13 protein-coding genes and 1 pseudogene are annotated in these 12,920 nt (G+C 71.6%); 1 reads left to right on the plus strand and 13 read right to left on the minus strand.

The annotated features are described in order from the left end of the window. Window positions 1-25: 25 nt before the first annotated feature. Window positions 26-2,209, minus strand: a complete 2,184-nt coding sequence (locus U8525_RS14510; protein WP_374266147.1) for a hypothetical protein — start codon at window positions 2,207-2,209, stop codon at window positions 26-28. An 817-nt stretch (window positions 2,210-3,026) separates the two neighbouring features. Between U8525_RS14510 and U8525_RS14515 the strand changes: the two genes are divergently transcribed. Next, the gene (locus U8525_RS14515) at window positions 3,027-3,191 is read left to right on the plus strand and encodes a hypothetical protein (protein WP_374266149.1); all 165 of its coding nucleotides are present in this window, start codon (window positions 3,027-3,029) and stop codon (window positions 3,189-3,191) included. Here the strand turns inward: U8525_RS14515 and U8525_RS14520 are convergent. The 12 genes and pseudogenes from U8525_RS14520 to U8525_RS14575 form a co-directional block, all read right to left on the minus strand. Beyond that, window positions 3,176-3,331, minus strand: a pseudogene (locus U8525_RS14520) (FHA domain-containing protein); the annotation flags it as partial. The gene U8525_RS14515 and the pseudogene U8525_RS14520 overlap by 16 nt on opposite strands. Before the next feature lie 73 nt (window positions 3,332-3,404). Beyond that, a complete protein-coding gene (locus U8525_RS14525) occupies window positions 3,405-4,295 on the minus strand; it encodes a type II secretion system F family protein (protein WP_374265911.1) in 891 nt (296 codons plus the stop codon). Window positions 4,296-4,308: 13 nt separating this feature from the next. Then, entirely contained in the window at window positions 4,309-5,154 is an 846-nt protein-coding gene (locus U8525_RS14530) for a type II secretion system F family protein (RefSeq protein ID WP_374265912.1), read from the minus strand. Between the two features lie 76 nt (window positions 5,155-5,230). Continuing rightward, a complete protein-coding gene (gene cpaB / locus U8525_RS14535) occupies window positions 5,231-6,046 on the minus strand; it encodes a Flp pilus assembly protein CpaB (RefSeq protein ID WP_374265914.1) in 816 nt (271 codons plus the stop codon). Between the two features lie 230 nt (window positions 6,047-6,276). Continuing rightward, window positions 6,277-6,516: a hypothetical protein gene (locus tag U8525_RS14540; RefSeq protein ID WP_374265916.1), complete on the minus strand. Its 240-nt coding sequence runs from the start codon at window positions 6,514-6,516 to the stop codon at window positions 6,277-6,279. A 63-nt stretch (window positions 6,517-6,579) separates the two neighbouring features. Beyond that, a complete protein-coding gene (locus tag U8525_RS14545) occupies window positions 6,580-8,019 on the minus strand; it encodes an anti-sigma factor (protein ID WP_374265918.1) in 1,440 nt (479 codons plus the stop codon). Then, the gene (locus U8525_RS14550) at window positions 8,016-8,663 is read right to left on the minus strand and encodes an RNA polymerase sigma factor (protein WP_374265920.1); all 648 of its coding nucleotides are present in this window, start codon (window positions 8,661-8,663) and stop codon (window positions 8,016-8,018) included. The genes U8525_RS14545 and U8525_RS14550 overlap by 4 nt, the downstream gene beginning before the upstream one ends. A gap of 64 nt (window positions 8,664-8,727) precedes the next feature. Beyond that, window positions 8,728-9,135: a DUF2085 domain-containing protein gene (locus tag U8525_RS14555; RefSeq protein ID WP_374265922.1), complete on the minus strand. Its 408-nt coding sequence runs from the start codon at window positions 9,133-9,135 to the stop codon at window positions 8,728-8,730. Then, window positions 9,104-10,159: an ABC transporter ATP-binding protein gene (locus tag U8525_RS14560; RefSeq protein WP_374265924.1), complete on the minus strand. Its 1,056-nt coding sequence runs from the start codon at window positions 10,157-10,159 to the stop codon at window positions 9,104-9,106. The genes U8525_RS14555 and U8525_RS14560 overlap by 32 nt, the downstream gene beginning before the upstream one ends. Beyond that, window positions 10,156-11,187: an ABC transporter ATP-binding protein gene (locus U8525_RS14565; protein WP_374265926.1), complete on the minus strand. Its 1,032-nt coding sequence runs from the start codon at window positions 11,185-11,187 to the stop codon at window positions 10,156-10,158. Before U8525_RS14565 ends, U8525_RS14560 begins: the two co-directional genes overlap by 4 nt. After that, on the minus strand, window positions 11,184-12,161 hold the full coding sequence (locus tag U8525_RS14570; RefSeq protein ID WP_374265928.1) for a hypothetical protein: 978 nt from the start codon (window positions 12,159-12,161) through the stop codon (window positions 11,184-11,186). Before U8525_RS14570 ends, U8525_RS14565 begins: the two co-directional genes overlap by 4 nt. A 9-nt stretch (window positions 12,162-12,170) precedes the next feature. Further along, window positions 12,171-12,908 (minus strand): hypothetical protein, encoded by a 738-nt coding sequence (locus tag U8525_RS14575; protein ID WP_374265930.1) that lies wholly within the window; start codon window positions 12,906-12,908, stop codon window positions 12,171-12,173. Window positions 12,909-12,920 lie beyond the last annotated feature (12 nt).

Genomic DNA, 12,920 nt, shown 5'->3' on the forward strand with positions numbered 1-12,920 from the left:
CGTCCTGCTGAGGGGGGCACGGGCCCTAAAGCTCGTGCTCATAGGCTTTTTCCAGCGCGAGATTGTGGCAGCGATGCTCGGCGGTAGGGAAGCGTCTCCGCACGTCTTCCAGGGTGGCGACCGCGTCCCGTCGGCTTCGGAACTGAACCGCCCGCTGGAACTGCATCATCAGCTGGCTGCAGCGGTGGTCCAACTCCATTGAAATCTGGGCGATCCGCTCCCGGACGTCCTCGTACAGATCCGGCTTCTCGTCGAGCGCTTCCAGGGTGATCCACGCGGCGCGGTACTCCCGCCACGCCTTGAACAGGTTCTCCGCGCCCACATCCTTGAGCTCGTAGAAGTGGGCGCCGGACCTCGCCAGCTCCCGGGCGGAAGCGACCAGCTGGTCGGGCGGCAGCTCGGGCACCGGGATGATCTCCAGGCGCAGGTTCCAGATGCGCCAGGGGTCGTGGCCGGGCGGGTTGAGGGCGTTGTCGAAGAGGAGCTGGTTGTTGGCGTTGCGGCGCAGGAGGCTGGGCGGGAGGACCTGCTCCAGCTCGCGCTCGGCGGTCTGCGCCGTGTCAGGAGGGACCCAGCCCAGGGACACGCCGTTGAGGGACAGGTTGACCTCGTCCCGGGCGATGTCGCTGGCCTGGTAGTGCAGCACCGCCACCGCGCGCGTGGGGGACACGAATCTGAAGTCGAAGAGCTTGTCGTCGGCGTGGACCCAGCGCACGCCTTCGCCCAGGCCGAAGGAGTCCATCACCGGCTCCATGCCCAGCTTGAAGGGCTCGCGGCCCGGGAGGCGGATGGCGGACGGCATCGCGAGCGCCGCGAGCAGCGTCACCACCACCAGCCCCCCCACCGCTGCCAGCGACGCGAAGCCGATGCGCTTGAGCTTCGACTGGCGCTGCCAGAAGAGCAGGAACCGGCCGGAGAGCGTCTTGCCCAGCTGACGCCGCTTGCGGGCCTTGTCCGCGGCGGACGAGGGCTCGACCTTCGCGACGACCGTCACCGGGCCGTTGGGCGCGGGCTGGGTGGAGGAGGCATCCAGGTCGGGCGAGACGGGCTGGGTGGCGTCGCCCTCCGCGTCCGCGGACGGCGCGGGGGCCAGCAAGGGGGCGGAGCCAGGCAGCGGCCCCGGGTCCAGCGCCGGGGGCGGCGCGGCGTGCTCCCGGCCCACCCACGTCACCGGCTCCGGCGAAGGCGGCGGGACGGGAGGGCTCCAGGCCGGAGGGGAGGCGAAGACCGGCGCGGCGGTGACGGACGCCTCCTGACCCGCGAAGGTCCCCGAGGCCCGGGTCTCCTCGGGCGCCACGTAGGCATCCTGGTCCTGTCCGACGAAGGTCACGGGCTCGTGGGAGCCGGACGCGGCCGGCGTCGCGCTCGCGAGGCGCACGGGGGGAGCCACGAGCGGGCTGACCGGAGTGATGGGCCGGAGGTCGAGGACGGTCCGCTCCTCGGGCTCCTCCATCTCCTGCGGAAGCTGTGCCGGGGCGTCATCCTGTGGCGGCGCCGCTTCCACCAGGGGCGGGGCCTCCGGGGTCGCCGGAATCGCCATCAGCGTGCGCTCTTCGGGCTCCTCCAGGCTCATCGCGGGCAGCGCGAACCCGGCGTCCTGCGGCGGCGCCACCTCCGCCGGGGGCGGCGCTTCCGGGGTCGCCGGAATCGCCATCAGCGTGCGCTCCTCGGGCTCCTCCATCACCGCGAGGGGCAGCTCGGCGACCGGCGCGGGCGAATCCACGGTGGAAATCGCCATCAACGTGCGCTCCTCCGGTTCGTCCTCCGGCACCAGGGGCGCCAGGGCCTCGGAGGGCGGAGCAACGGGAGGCCGCGCCGGGGGCGGCGGAGGCATGAGCCCCGGCGGCGTCATCAGCGGCAGGCCGGACACGGAGGCCCCAGCGCCCTGAGCCTCCGGAGCGGCGGGGGCGCGCGCGGCGCCGCGCCCCAGCGACGGACGGTTGAGCGCGGGCGCACCGAGACCGGGCGGGGGCGCGACGCCATTGCGCTTCGCGGAGACCGCCGGCACCGCGGAAGCCGGGGCTCCGTCCGGGGCGGCGGCCCCTGGGTGACCGCTCACGACGCCATTGCGCTTCGCGGAGGCCGCCGCGGGGACAGGCTCCGTCGAGGCAGGAGCGCCCGCCGCGCGAAGCTCCGGTGCCCTCACCTGGGCGGGCTCCGAAGCAGGCGCGTCCGGCACCAGGATGCGGCCTGAACCCGAGCCCCCCACGGCAGGCAGTCCCGGCCCGGAGGCCCTGACAGAGGCGGAGGCCCCAGGGGCCTTGTTCACATGCGGGGCACTGCCCACTGCGGGTCCAGCGGGCGCCCTGGCCGGAGAGCCCACGGCCGGAGCGACAGCCCCCAGCACCGGCGGCCCCGCGGGAGTCCTGACCGGCGCGTTCGCTGACGGCCCGGAAGGCGCCAACACAGGAGGCGCGGCGGGCACCTTGCCCGAAGCAGTTGCCCCGAGCGTAGAGGCCCCCTGCACCGGAGATTTGACCGGCGCGGTAGCCCCGGGCGCGGAGGTCCCCAACACTGGAGGCTTGACCGGCGCGGTAGCCCCGGGCGCGGGGGTCCCCAGCACCGGCGGCTTGACCGGCGCGGCTGCCCCGGGCGTGGAGGTCCCCAGCACCGGAGACTTGACCGGCGCGACAGTCCCCTGCACCGGCGCTCCCTGAGAAGTCCTCGCTGGAGCTGAGGCACCCGGCGCGGCAGCCCCCTGCACCGGCGGCCCTGACGGAGCCTTAGCCGGCGCGGCAGCCGCCTGCACAGGAGCGACCCCAGGAGTCCTGACGGGGGCGGCAGCCCCCTGCCCCGGTGGCCCAGCCGGAGCCCTGGCCGGCGCGGAGGCGCCGACCGTCGGCAGGTCTGGAGCGGAGGGATGCTTCGAGGGCGTCGCCGCCATCGGCATCGCGGGAGTCGCGCCGGCCTTCGCGACGGGCACGGTCGCTCCGGGACGCGGCGGGGACGCCTGCCGTGCCATGGTCGGCATCGACTGCTGGTAGCTCGTGGGCGCAGCCTCGAGCTCCGCGAGCGACGCCTGCTCCATGCCCTGCGGTGACACCTTCGCGTGGGGCGGCGCGAGCGCGCGCCGGATGGGCCGGGTGACGTCGTCGTCCCCTTCCGGCGGCATCCACACGAAGGTGAACTCCACCGGCCCCACGGTGATGCGGTCACCGTCGCGCAGCTGCTGCTCGCCGCTCAGCAGCTGACCATTCAGCTGCGTGCCGTTCGCGCTGCCGACGTCCGCGGCGAAGTAACGACCATCCCTCTCCGTGATGCGCGCATGACGCCGGGAGACACCGTGGTCATGCAGCACCAGGTCGTTCTCCGAGGTCCGGCCGATCTTCACTTCGGCCTGCTCGAAGGCGAGCTCCCTTCCAACCTGGAGCCCCTGGGTGATGGTGAGCAGGATGGGCAGAGGACTAGCCCCCGACGTTGCCGAACATGAACTGGAACACGATGGGACCGAAGAGCACCATGAACACCGTCGGGAAGATGCAGGCGATGAGCGGGAAGAGCATCTTCACCGGCGCCTCGCCGGCCAGCTTCTCCGCGCGCTGCGTGCGGTCGATGCGCATCTGCGTGGACTGGATGCGCAGCACCTTGCCCAGGCTCGTGCCCATCTTGTCCGCCTGGATCAGCGCCGTGACGAACGTCGTCAGCGACGGCAGGTCCACGCGCACGATCATGCTCTTCAGCGCCTCTTCACGCGTCTTGCCCATCTTGAGCTGCTTGAGCACCAGCTGCAGCTCCTCGCGCAGCGGGCCCTGGCGGCCCTTCTCCACCACCTTCGCCAGCGCGCCCGTGAAGTCCATGCCCGCTTCCACCGACAGCGTCAGCAGGTCCAGGTTGTACGGAAGCGCGCGGCTGATGGCCAGGTGACGGCGCTTCACCTGATCGTTCAACCAGATGAGCGGGTAGAACAGGCCCAGCAGCATCACCAGCAGCGACCAGGCCAGGTTCATCCCGATGCCGTTGACGACGAACAGGCCGGCCAGCAGCGCGAAGAAGGCGCTCACCTCCTGCAGCGCCATGATGTCCTCGGGCTTGTACTGCGACGGCTCGCCCGCCTTGATGAGCTTGCGGCGCGTCTTGGACTCGTAGCCCGGCCACATGAAGCGCCGGTTCATCGCGCCCAGCTTGCGGATGGCGACGGAGCCCGCGCCCTTCATGCCGCCCGCGGACTCGTCGCGGACTTCCGTAAGGAAGCGCTCCAGCACGTTGTTGTACAGGCCGACGCCCAGGAACGCCACCGCGCCCGCGGTCAGCAGTGCCGAGCCGCCCATCAGCAGAACTGTCAGGACTTCCTGCATGGTGCGCCTCGATTCAGATGTCGATGTTGACGATGCGCCGGATGATGAGGATGCCCATGATCTCCATGATGGCGATCAGGGTCACCAGGACGTAGCCGAAGATGTGGTTCATCATCGGCTCCATCAGGTCCGGACGCATGTAGTTGAGCACCATGCCCAGCACCGCCGGCATGGCCGCGACGATCCACCCCTGGAGCTTGCCCTGGGACGTCAGCGCGTCGATCTTGCCCTCCAGGCGGAAGCGCTCGCGGATCACCGTGGAGATGGTCTCGAACATCTCCGCCATGTTGCCGCCCAGCTGGCGCGCGATGTTGGTGGACACCACCACCAGCTCCAGGTCGTCGCTGCCCACGCGGCGGCCCATGTTGATGAGCGCCTCCTCCAGCGGCACGCCCAGCTTCACTTCCTTCACGAAGAGGCCGAACTCCTGGGACAACGGCGGCATCGCCTCGCGCGCCACGTGCTCGATGGCCTGCGGGAACGTGAGGCCGGCCTTGAACGCGTTGGCCATGGCCTGCAGCGCGTCCACCAGCTGCACGTTGAACTTCTTGATGCGGCGCTTGCGGTAGTGCTTCACGAGCAGCATCGGCAGGAAGAAGCCGAAGATGGTCGCCAACACCGCCAGGATGGGGTTGAAGACGATGTAGCTGAGGATGCCCAGGAGGCACATGCAGGCGATGTTGAGGATCAACATCTGCCGCGCGTCGATGAAGAGGAACATGTCGCTCAAGTCGTTCATCGACTTGGCGACGTAGCGCTCCTGGTACTGCTCATACGCCTTCGACAGGACGCTGAAGATCACCAGGCTGAAGAAGAAGACCGAGCCGGTGACGAGAAGGAGGACGATACCTGCGAGCATGGGCGCGAATCCCCGGGGGAGGAGGGAGGGGGTCGCAGGGCCGCTTCAGCTTCGGAAGCGGCCCCGCGCGCGAAAGCTACGGCGAGCCGGCCGAGGCCTTCTCGCTGCCGCCGCCCTTGATGATCTGGATGATCTCCCGGCGCTTCTGCTCCAGCACGCGGGTGCGCTCACCGGAGAGCAGCGTGCTGATGGTGGCGCGGCCGCGCTCCTCGATGAGGTCCACGTCGTCCTCGTTGCGCAGGGACAGCGTCAGCTGACCGAGCTCCGCCGCCAGCACCAGGATCTCCGCCTCTTCCGGCAGCACCATCAGCGAGACGTTGCTGTACTCGCGCTGGCTCTCCGGGATGAGGTTGATGTTCGTGGTGCCGGTGATCTTGCCCGTGGCCACCACGATGATGTTCTGCAGCAGCGTCACGGCGACGCTCTCGTCCGTCTGCGGATCGCGGAACGTGCCGATGATGTCCACGTGGTCGTTCGGACGGATCCACCCGCCCACGGACGTGGTCTGCTTCGCCTCGATGGTGATGGCGCGCGCCTTCTTCTGCACCTTCGTGGACAGGCGCTCGGCGGCCTTCGTGGTCTCGAACTGGCTCCAGAGGATGGGGTCGCCGGCCTGCAGAGCCACCAGCACCTTCTGGTTCACGATGTAGCCAGCGGAGTCCGGCTTCACCACCGACGAGGTGACGAACTGCTCGGGCACGGAGCGCTGGGAGATCATCTCGTACGTGATGACCGAGCCCTCGGGCATGTCCTGGCCCGCGACCACCACGGGAACCAGGTTCCACCCGCGGCGCACATCAGCTTCCTTCTTCTTGATGGCCGAGTAGGCCACGATGCCGGCGAGCATACCGAGCACCAGTGCGACGATGAGTGGGGTCTTACCCTTCAACATGGTTCGAGGTCCTCCAGAACGGTGGGGCGCCGTCGTGGCGGCAGGACTGCTTGGGACGAGGGGCGATGCCAGGGCGCGAACGGGGCGTGATGTTAGCCATGCACCGCTGCGGGTGTCAAAACCACCTCTCGTGACAAAGCGGAATCCCGGGACCTCCGGAGCTCGCGGGGCCTGCCCGCCCGGTCGGGAGGGCGGCTCGACACACGGGCTGATCCGCGGCCCGCCGTCCCTCAGGGGAACGGCAGGTTCAGCACGAAGTAGAACGAGTCGTAATAGATCTGGTACGCCTCGAGGAACAGGTCGATGACGTTGGTCTGCCGGTCGTCGTTCCAGCGGATCTTCACCGTGGCGCCGATGACGAGCCCGACGATCAACACCCAGTTGATCATCGAGTACTCCACCATGGCCTGGCCACGGCGGGCCCGGCGCGGCGGGGACTTCCGGGGGCTGTTCACGGGGGGAGCGTGCACGATGCCCCCATTATCCAGGACGCGGCCCCCGGACGCATCGGTCATGTGGACTGCCGCCCTCCCCTACTTCGCGGGCTGGGCGGGGGCGGCGTTGGCTGGAGCCACGGGGGGCGCGGCCTGACGCAGGCGGCGCTGGGCCAGCTGGGCCGCGCTGGAGTCCGGGGCCTCGGTGAGGATCTGCCCGCAGACGGCGGCGGCCTCCCGGGTCCGGCCCTGGACGGACTCGGACTCGCAGAGGCGGGAGAGCAGCGCCAGCCGCTCGTTGCCGCTGGCGCCGGCCGCGAGCGCGGCGCGCAGCAGCTGGGCCTCCCGGGCGCGGTCGCCCCGGTCCAACGCGGCCTGGGCCTGGGCGGACAGGTCGCGCGCCGTCATCGCCTCGTCGGAGGCGGACTTCTCCACGGGCAGGGGCTTCGAAGCCGACGCGCGGGTGGACTCCTTGCGCGTCCCGGCGGCCGCGGGCTCCGGGGACGAAGGCCCGCCGACCGCCCCCGTGCTGGCAGGGGCTGGCGTCACGCGCTGGGCCAGGGGCGCGGCGGCCGCGGGAGGCGGCGGCGGTGGTGAGGCCGGAGCGCTCGCGACCTCTTGCTCCGCGTCGTCCGAGGAGAGCCCCCGACCGTAGGCCTTTCCGCCCAACCTCAGCGAGCCATCCTTCGTGGCCTGGGCCTTGTCGCGGCCTTCCGCCACCTCACGCCGGGGCGCGGTGGCGACGCTCTCGGCCAGCGCCCCCTGGGCCGCCTCTTCCTTCGGCGGTGAATCCAGCTTCGCCCCAGGAGCCCCGGCGGACGGCTCAAGCGCCGCGAACCCGTTGTCCCCGTCCCGGACGGCCTTGGACACCTTCTTCTTCGGGGCGTCGTCCTCGGACGAGCGGCGCCGCTCCAGGAGCGCGCCACCGCTGCCCGCGTTCATCCAGTCCGACGGACGGGCCGCGGCCGCGCCCTTGCGCTCCATCTTCGCCTTCGCCTGCTCCTGGTCGGCCACCGAGCCCACCGGCTCGGGCGAGACGGCCGCCAGCGCATCCGCGGCCTCGTCGGACGATGCGCTCCGCATGGGCGCGGGGGCCGGCGCCATCATCGCGGCCGGCTTGGGCTCCTGCGCCTCCGCCTTCGAACTGGGAGGAGCGGCCTTCTGCGACAGGTTCGGCGTCAGCTCGAGGTTCTGGCTGATGGTCAGCGTGAGGAGGCCGAAGGTGCTCACCGTGGCCAGGCCCACCACGGGCAGCAGCCAGCGGCGCCAGCGCGCGGGCTTCGGCTCCGGGCCGGCGGCGGCGCGGCGCGCGGACTGCTGCGCGTACGCGAGCAGCGACTCCAGGCCGGCGTCCGGCGCGGGCTCGGACGACAGCTGCGCCATGGTGGTGCGGACACCGCGGATGTCCGCCAGCGCCTTCGTGCAGCGCGCGCAGCCCTGGACGTGCTGCTCCAGCGCCTGGGCCTCCGACGCGGGCAGCTCTCCGTAGGCGAAGTCGAGGAGCCGGTCCTCGTGCGCATGGGCATTCTGGACACTCATCCCGCCACCGTCCTTCCATCCTCCGACAGATCGCCGTCCACGCCCAGCTCTCCCAGGCGGCGGCGCAGGCCCTCCAGCGCGTAGCGCATCCGGCTCTTCACCGTGTTCTCGGACACGCCCGTCACCTCGGCGATCTCCTTGAACGGGATGCCGCTGTACTCGCGCAGCACGAACACCTCGCGCTGTTCTTCCGGGAGGGCCGCGAGGGCCCGCTCCAGCAGGGGCCGGAGCCGGGCGTTGTGCGCCCCGCGCTCCGGGCTGGCACCCTCGTTCGGCAGCCCCTCGCCCAGCGGCCGTCCGTCGTCGCCGTCCGCCCCGGCCGTGGGGGCTTCCAAGGACGTGGCCTGGCGGTAGCTCTCTTTGCGCGTGCTGTCCACGCAGAGGTTCCTCGCGATGGTGTACAGCCAGGTCGTGAACCGGGCCTTGGGCTCGTATTCCCGGGCGCTGCGGACCACCTTGAGCCAGGTCTCCTGCAGCACGTCCTCCGCCCGCGCCCGGTGCCCCACGAAGCGCAGGATGAAGTTGAACACCGGCGCGCGGTGCTTGCGCACCAACGCTTCGAACGCACGCGCGTTTCCCGCCTGGAAGGCGAGCATCAGCTGCTCGTCTGAGGTTTCGGGTGCCAAACTTCCCCCAGTGCCCATGAAGCCACGGGTGCCATCCCCTTCACCGCCCACGGCCTGTAACGGACAGCCGCGCGCGAAAGGTCTATTCCGGCCGTGGCCGCCGGTAAGTGGCGAGAATGACAGGGACCGCCACCCCTGTCACCAGAAGTGCCTGCGCCAGCAGCACGGCCGGTAGCGGACGCTGCACATGGACGTACAGCGAGCGGCCAAGTGCCACCCCCAGCAGGACGCCCGTCAGCGTGCGCACGGGGTTGGAACCGGACGCGGGCCGGAAGCGTCCCACCGCCCAGTCCACGAGCGCGGGCAGCGTGAGGGCCAGCACCACGGGCACGTCCCACTCCCACGCGAGCGGCGCCTTCAGCGCGAACAGCCCGGCGAAGACGGCGGCGAGCACCGGGTACGTGCCCAGGCATCGCGCGCACACGCGCACGCCCGCGAGCACGTATGTGCGGTTGTACTCATCCGCGTGATGATGGCTGAGCCAGAACACCGGCACCTCCTCCGGACGCGGGAACAGCGGGCCCGCCCTGTACGCTCCGCGACTCCCCTTCGGCCAGGAAGCACGCCGCCGCGTGACCTCCGCCCAGGGGATACAGCGGCGGTGACTCGCGGCGGCAGCGCTCCATCGCATGCGGGCAGCGCGGATGGAACGCGCAGCCGGATGGCGGCGCCAGGGGCGAAGGCGGCTCGCCCGGCAGGAGCAGCCGCGTCCGGGGATGCTCCGGATCCGGCACCGGCACCGCGGACAGCAGGGCCTGCGTGTACGGATGGCGGGGCCCGGCGTACAGCGCCCGCGACGGCGCCACCTCCACGATGCGGCCCAGGTACATCACCGCCACGCGCGTGGACACGTACTCCACGATCTTCAGGTCGTGCGCGATGAAGACGTAGGTGAGCCCGCGCTCGCGCTGCAGGTCCACCAGCAGGTTGACGATCTGCGCCTGGATGGAGACGTCCAGCGCGCTGATGGGCTCGTCCGCCACCACCAGGTCCGGACGCAACGCGATGGCACGTGCAATGCCAATGCGCTGACGCTGGCCGCCGGAGAACTCGTGCGGGTAGCGCTGTCGCGCCTCGCGGGGCAGCCCCATGGCGTCGAGCAGCGCCAGCACCTCGTCCTCGCGCGCCCTGCCCTTCGCGAGGCCGTGGATGGCGAAGGGCTCCGCGAGGATGTCCCCCACCGTCATGCGCGGGTTGAGCGACGCGTATGGGTCCTGGAAGACGAGCTGCATCTGGCGGCGCAGCGGCCGCAACTCGCGCTGGGACAGGCCGGTCAGCTCGCGCCCGTCCACGCGGATGGAGCCGGAGGTGGGGTCGAGGAGGCGCAGCACCGCGCGCCCCAGGGTGCTCTTGCCGCAGCCGCTCTCCCCCACCAGCCCCAGCGTCTCGCCCCGGGCGACGTCGAAGGACACGCCGTCCACCGCGCGCACCGTGCCGCGCGTGCGTCCCAGCCACCCGCCCTTCACCGGGAAGTGGACCTTGAGGTCGCGCACCTGGACCAGCGGCGCGCTCATGGCGCGGGCACCGGGTGGTGGCAGGCGGCGGACTGGCCTCCGCGCTTCGGCTCCAGCACGGGCGCGACGCGGGCGCACAGCTCCGAGGCGCGGTCGCACCGGTCGCGGAACGCGCACCCGGACGGCAGCGCGGTGAGCGACGGCACCATGCCGGGGATGGCCTTCAGCCGCTGACGCCCGCCCTCCGCCGCCGCGCCCGCGTCGTGCAGCGACGGGATGGAGCGCAGCAGGCCCGCCGTGTACGGATGGGCGGGCCGCGCGAACAGCTCGCGCACCGGGGCCTGCTCCACGACGCGGCCCGCGTACATCACCACCACCGCGTCGCAGCTTCCCGCCACCACGCCCAGGTCGTGGGTGATCAGCATCACCGCCATGTGGCGCTCGGCCTGGAGGCGCTTGAGCAGCTCCAGGATCTGGGCCTGGATGGTGACGTCCAGCGCCGTGGTGGGCTCGTCCGCGATGAGCAGCGCGGGGTCGCACGCGAGCGCCATGGCGATCATCACGCGCTGGCGCATGCCGCCGGAGAGCTGGTGCGGATACGCGTCCACGCGCTCGCCGGGCGCCGGGATGCCCACCTGCCGGAGCATCTCCACCGCGCGCTCACGCGCCTGGGCCCTGGTGGCGCCCAGGTGCAGCCGGACGCCCTCGCCAATCTGCTCGCCCACGGTGAACACCGGGTTGAGCGACGTCATGGGCTCCTGGAAGACCATGGCCACGTGCCGGCCGCGCACGCGGCGCATCTCCTTCTCCGGCAGGGCCAGCAAGTCCTCGCCCCGGAAGCGCACCTCGCCGCCCACCACGCGGCCCGGCGGCTGGGGCACGAGCCTCATCACCGACAGCGCCGTGAGGCTCTTGCCGCAGCCGCTCTCCCCCACCACCCCCAGCGTGCCGCCGGGAGGGACGGCGAAGGACACGCCGTCCACCGCGCGCACCGTGCCGCGCGGGAGCGACAGCTGGGTGACGAGCCCCCGCACGTCCAGGAGCGGGGCATCGGCCGAGGCCCCGGGGGACGGCGCGGCGCCGGTCACTTCTGGGCCAGCTCCTCCAGGAACTCCGCCTCCTGGATGAGCCCCTTGCGGATGAGCAGGCGGATGAGGCTCGCGACCATGCGCGCGGGCTTGACCTTCTCCGTGTCCAGGCTGGCCTCCTCGCCGCGCGAGATGCGGTCGATGTCGTCCAGCACCGCCAGGTCCTCCTCGGAGAAGTCCGGCGTGGGCGTGAGCGGCACGGACGGCCTCACGCCCTGCGCGGCGCCGCCGAAGAGCACCACCGGCACGCGCGGCTTGCTCGGGTCCTCGGGCTCCGCGGGGGGCGGGGGCGGCGGACGGGCCGCGGCGGGCGGCGGCGGACGCGGGGCCTTGGGCCGGGGCGTGGAGCCCAGGATGTCCTCCAGCACCTCCGCCCCGTCGGCGGAGGACTCGTGGGGCGGCGGCGGCGGCAGGTCCCAGTCCAGCGGCGGCGCGGGCGGGCGCGGCGGCCGCGCGGGAGGGGACGGCGGCGACGGCAGGATGTCCGGCGAATCGTCCTCGTCCATCTCCATGGGTTCAGCCTCCACGATGTCCAGGGGCTCGCCCCGGCCGCGCGCGAACGCCCGCTCCAGGTCGTCCGGCGCGGCCACGAAGACCTTGAGCGGCTTGCGCAGTTGGAAGCGCAGCTCGTCCACCAGCGTCAGGTTGCCCGGGTCCTCCACCGCGACGTGGATCTTCTCGCTGCGGCCGTCCTGCTCCGCCGCGAAGAGGAGCACCCCGTGCTCGGTCTGGAAGTCCATGGACACCAGCGAGGACACCGCGTGCGGGATGTACTCGGGGAGCTTCACGAACGGCAGCTCGTGCTGCGCCGCCAGCGCCCGCGCGATGTCCTGGCCCGTGCACAGGCCCATGGACACCAGCACCTCCCCCAGCTTGCGGCCCTGCCCGCGCCGTCCCGAGGCCAGGGCCTGCTTCACCTGCTCGTCCGTCACCACTCCGGCCTGGACGAGGAGCTCACCGATCTTCTTGCGCATGGCCGGGGGCTACCGCTTGACCTTGGCGAGGTATTCCTCGCGGGAGAAAACGCCCTTCTCGATGAGCAGCTCCACCATGGCCTTCAGCGCCGCGACCTCCTTGCGCTGGACATCCTCCACGCTCTTGAGCAGCTCCGCGGGGGTGCGGGACGCCTCCGCGGCGGGCGCCTGCCGGGGCGGTGGCGCGGCGGCGGGCTTGGGGGACATGGCGACGGCGGCGGCCGGGTCCAGGTCCTTGAGGTTCTTCACGACGGTGCGGCCCTGCGCGTCCACCACCTTGAAGTTGGTGTCCGCGTCCTCCAGCTCCGCCGTCTCCTCGTAGAGGCGCGCGAACGCCCGCGCCACGGAGGTGCGCCCCGCCACGTTGGCCACGATGCGGCACTTGGACAGGGCCCGGAGCTCGTCCAGCACCCGCACGTTGAGCGGGTCCGACATCGCGACCACCAGCGTCTTGCCGTCGTCGCGCAGCTGCAGCGGCACGACGGAGAAGTCGCGCGCCGTCTGCGCCGGGATCTTGGCCTTCACGTGCGGCGGCACCGTCTGCACGGAGTCCAGGTTCACCGCCGGCATGCCGAGCTGTTTCGACAGGGCGCGCACGAGGATGTCCTCGGAGACGAGGTTCATCCGGACGAGGATCTCGCCCAGCTTCCCGCCCCACTTGGCCTGCTCGGCGAGCGCCGCCTTGAGCTGGCTCTCCTGCAGGACGTTTGCCTTGATCAGCAGTTCTCCAAGCTTGATCTGTGCCATGTCGTGCGCGCC

It is taken from the genome of Corallococcus sp. RDP092CA (assembly GCF_041903675.1).
Classification (GTDB): domain Bacteria; phylum Myxococcota; class Myxococcia; order Myxococcales; family Myxococcaceae; genus Corallococcus.

Bases quoted from the DNA above. Each gene is read 5' to 3' on its own strand.
- U8525_RS14515 (WP_374266149.1), top strand. From the start codon at position 3,027: ATGCCCTGCGGTGACACCTTCGCGTGGGGCGGCGCGAGCGCGCGCCGG.
- U8525_RS14525 (WP_374265911.1), bottom strand. From the start codon at position 4,295: ATGCAGGAAGTCCTGACAGTTCTGCTGATGGGCGGCTCGGCACTGCTG.
- U8525_RS14530 (WP_374265912.1), bottom strand. From the start codon at position 5,154: ATGCTCGCAGGTATCGTCCTCCTTCTCGTCACCGGCTCGGTCTTCTTC.
- cpaB (WP_374265914.1), bottom strand. From the start codon at position 6,046: ATGTTGAAGGGTAAGACCCCACTCATCGTCGCACTGGTGCTCGGTATG.
- U8525_RS14545 (WP_374265918.1), bottom strand. From the start codon at position 8,019: ATGAGTGTCCAGAATGCCCATGCGCACGAGGACCGGCTCCTCGACTTC.
- U8525_RS14550 (WP_374265920.1), bottom strand. From the start codon at position 8,663: ATGGGCACTGGGGGAAGTTTGGCACCCGAAACCTCAGACGAGCAGCTG.
- U8525_RS14560 (WP_374265924.1), bottom strand. From the start codon at position 10,159: ATGAGCGCGCCGCTGGTCCAGGTGCGCGACCTCAAGGTCCACTTCCCG.
- U8525_RS14570 (WP_374265928.1), bottom strand. From the start codon at position 12,161: ATGCGCAAGAAGATCGGTGAGCTCCTCGTCCAGGCCGGAGTGGTGACG.
- U8525_RS14575 (WP_374265930.1), bottom strand. From the start codon at position 12,908: ATGGCACAGATCAAGCTTGGAGAACTGCTGATCAAGGCAAACGTCCTG.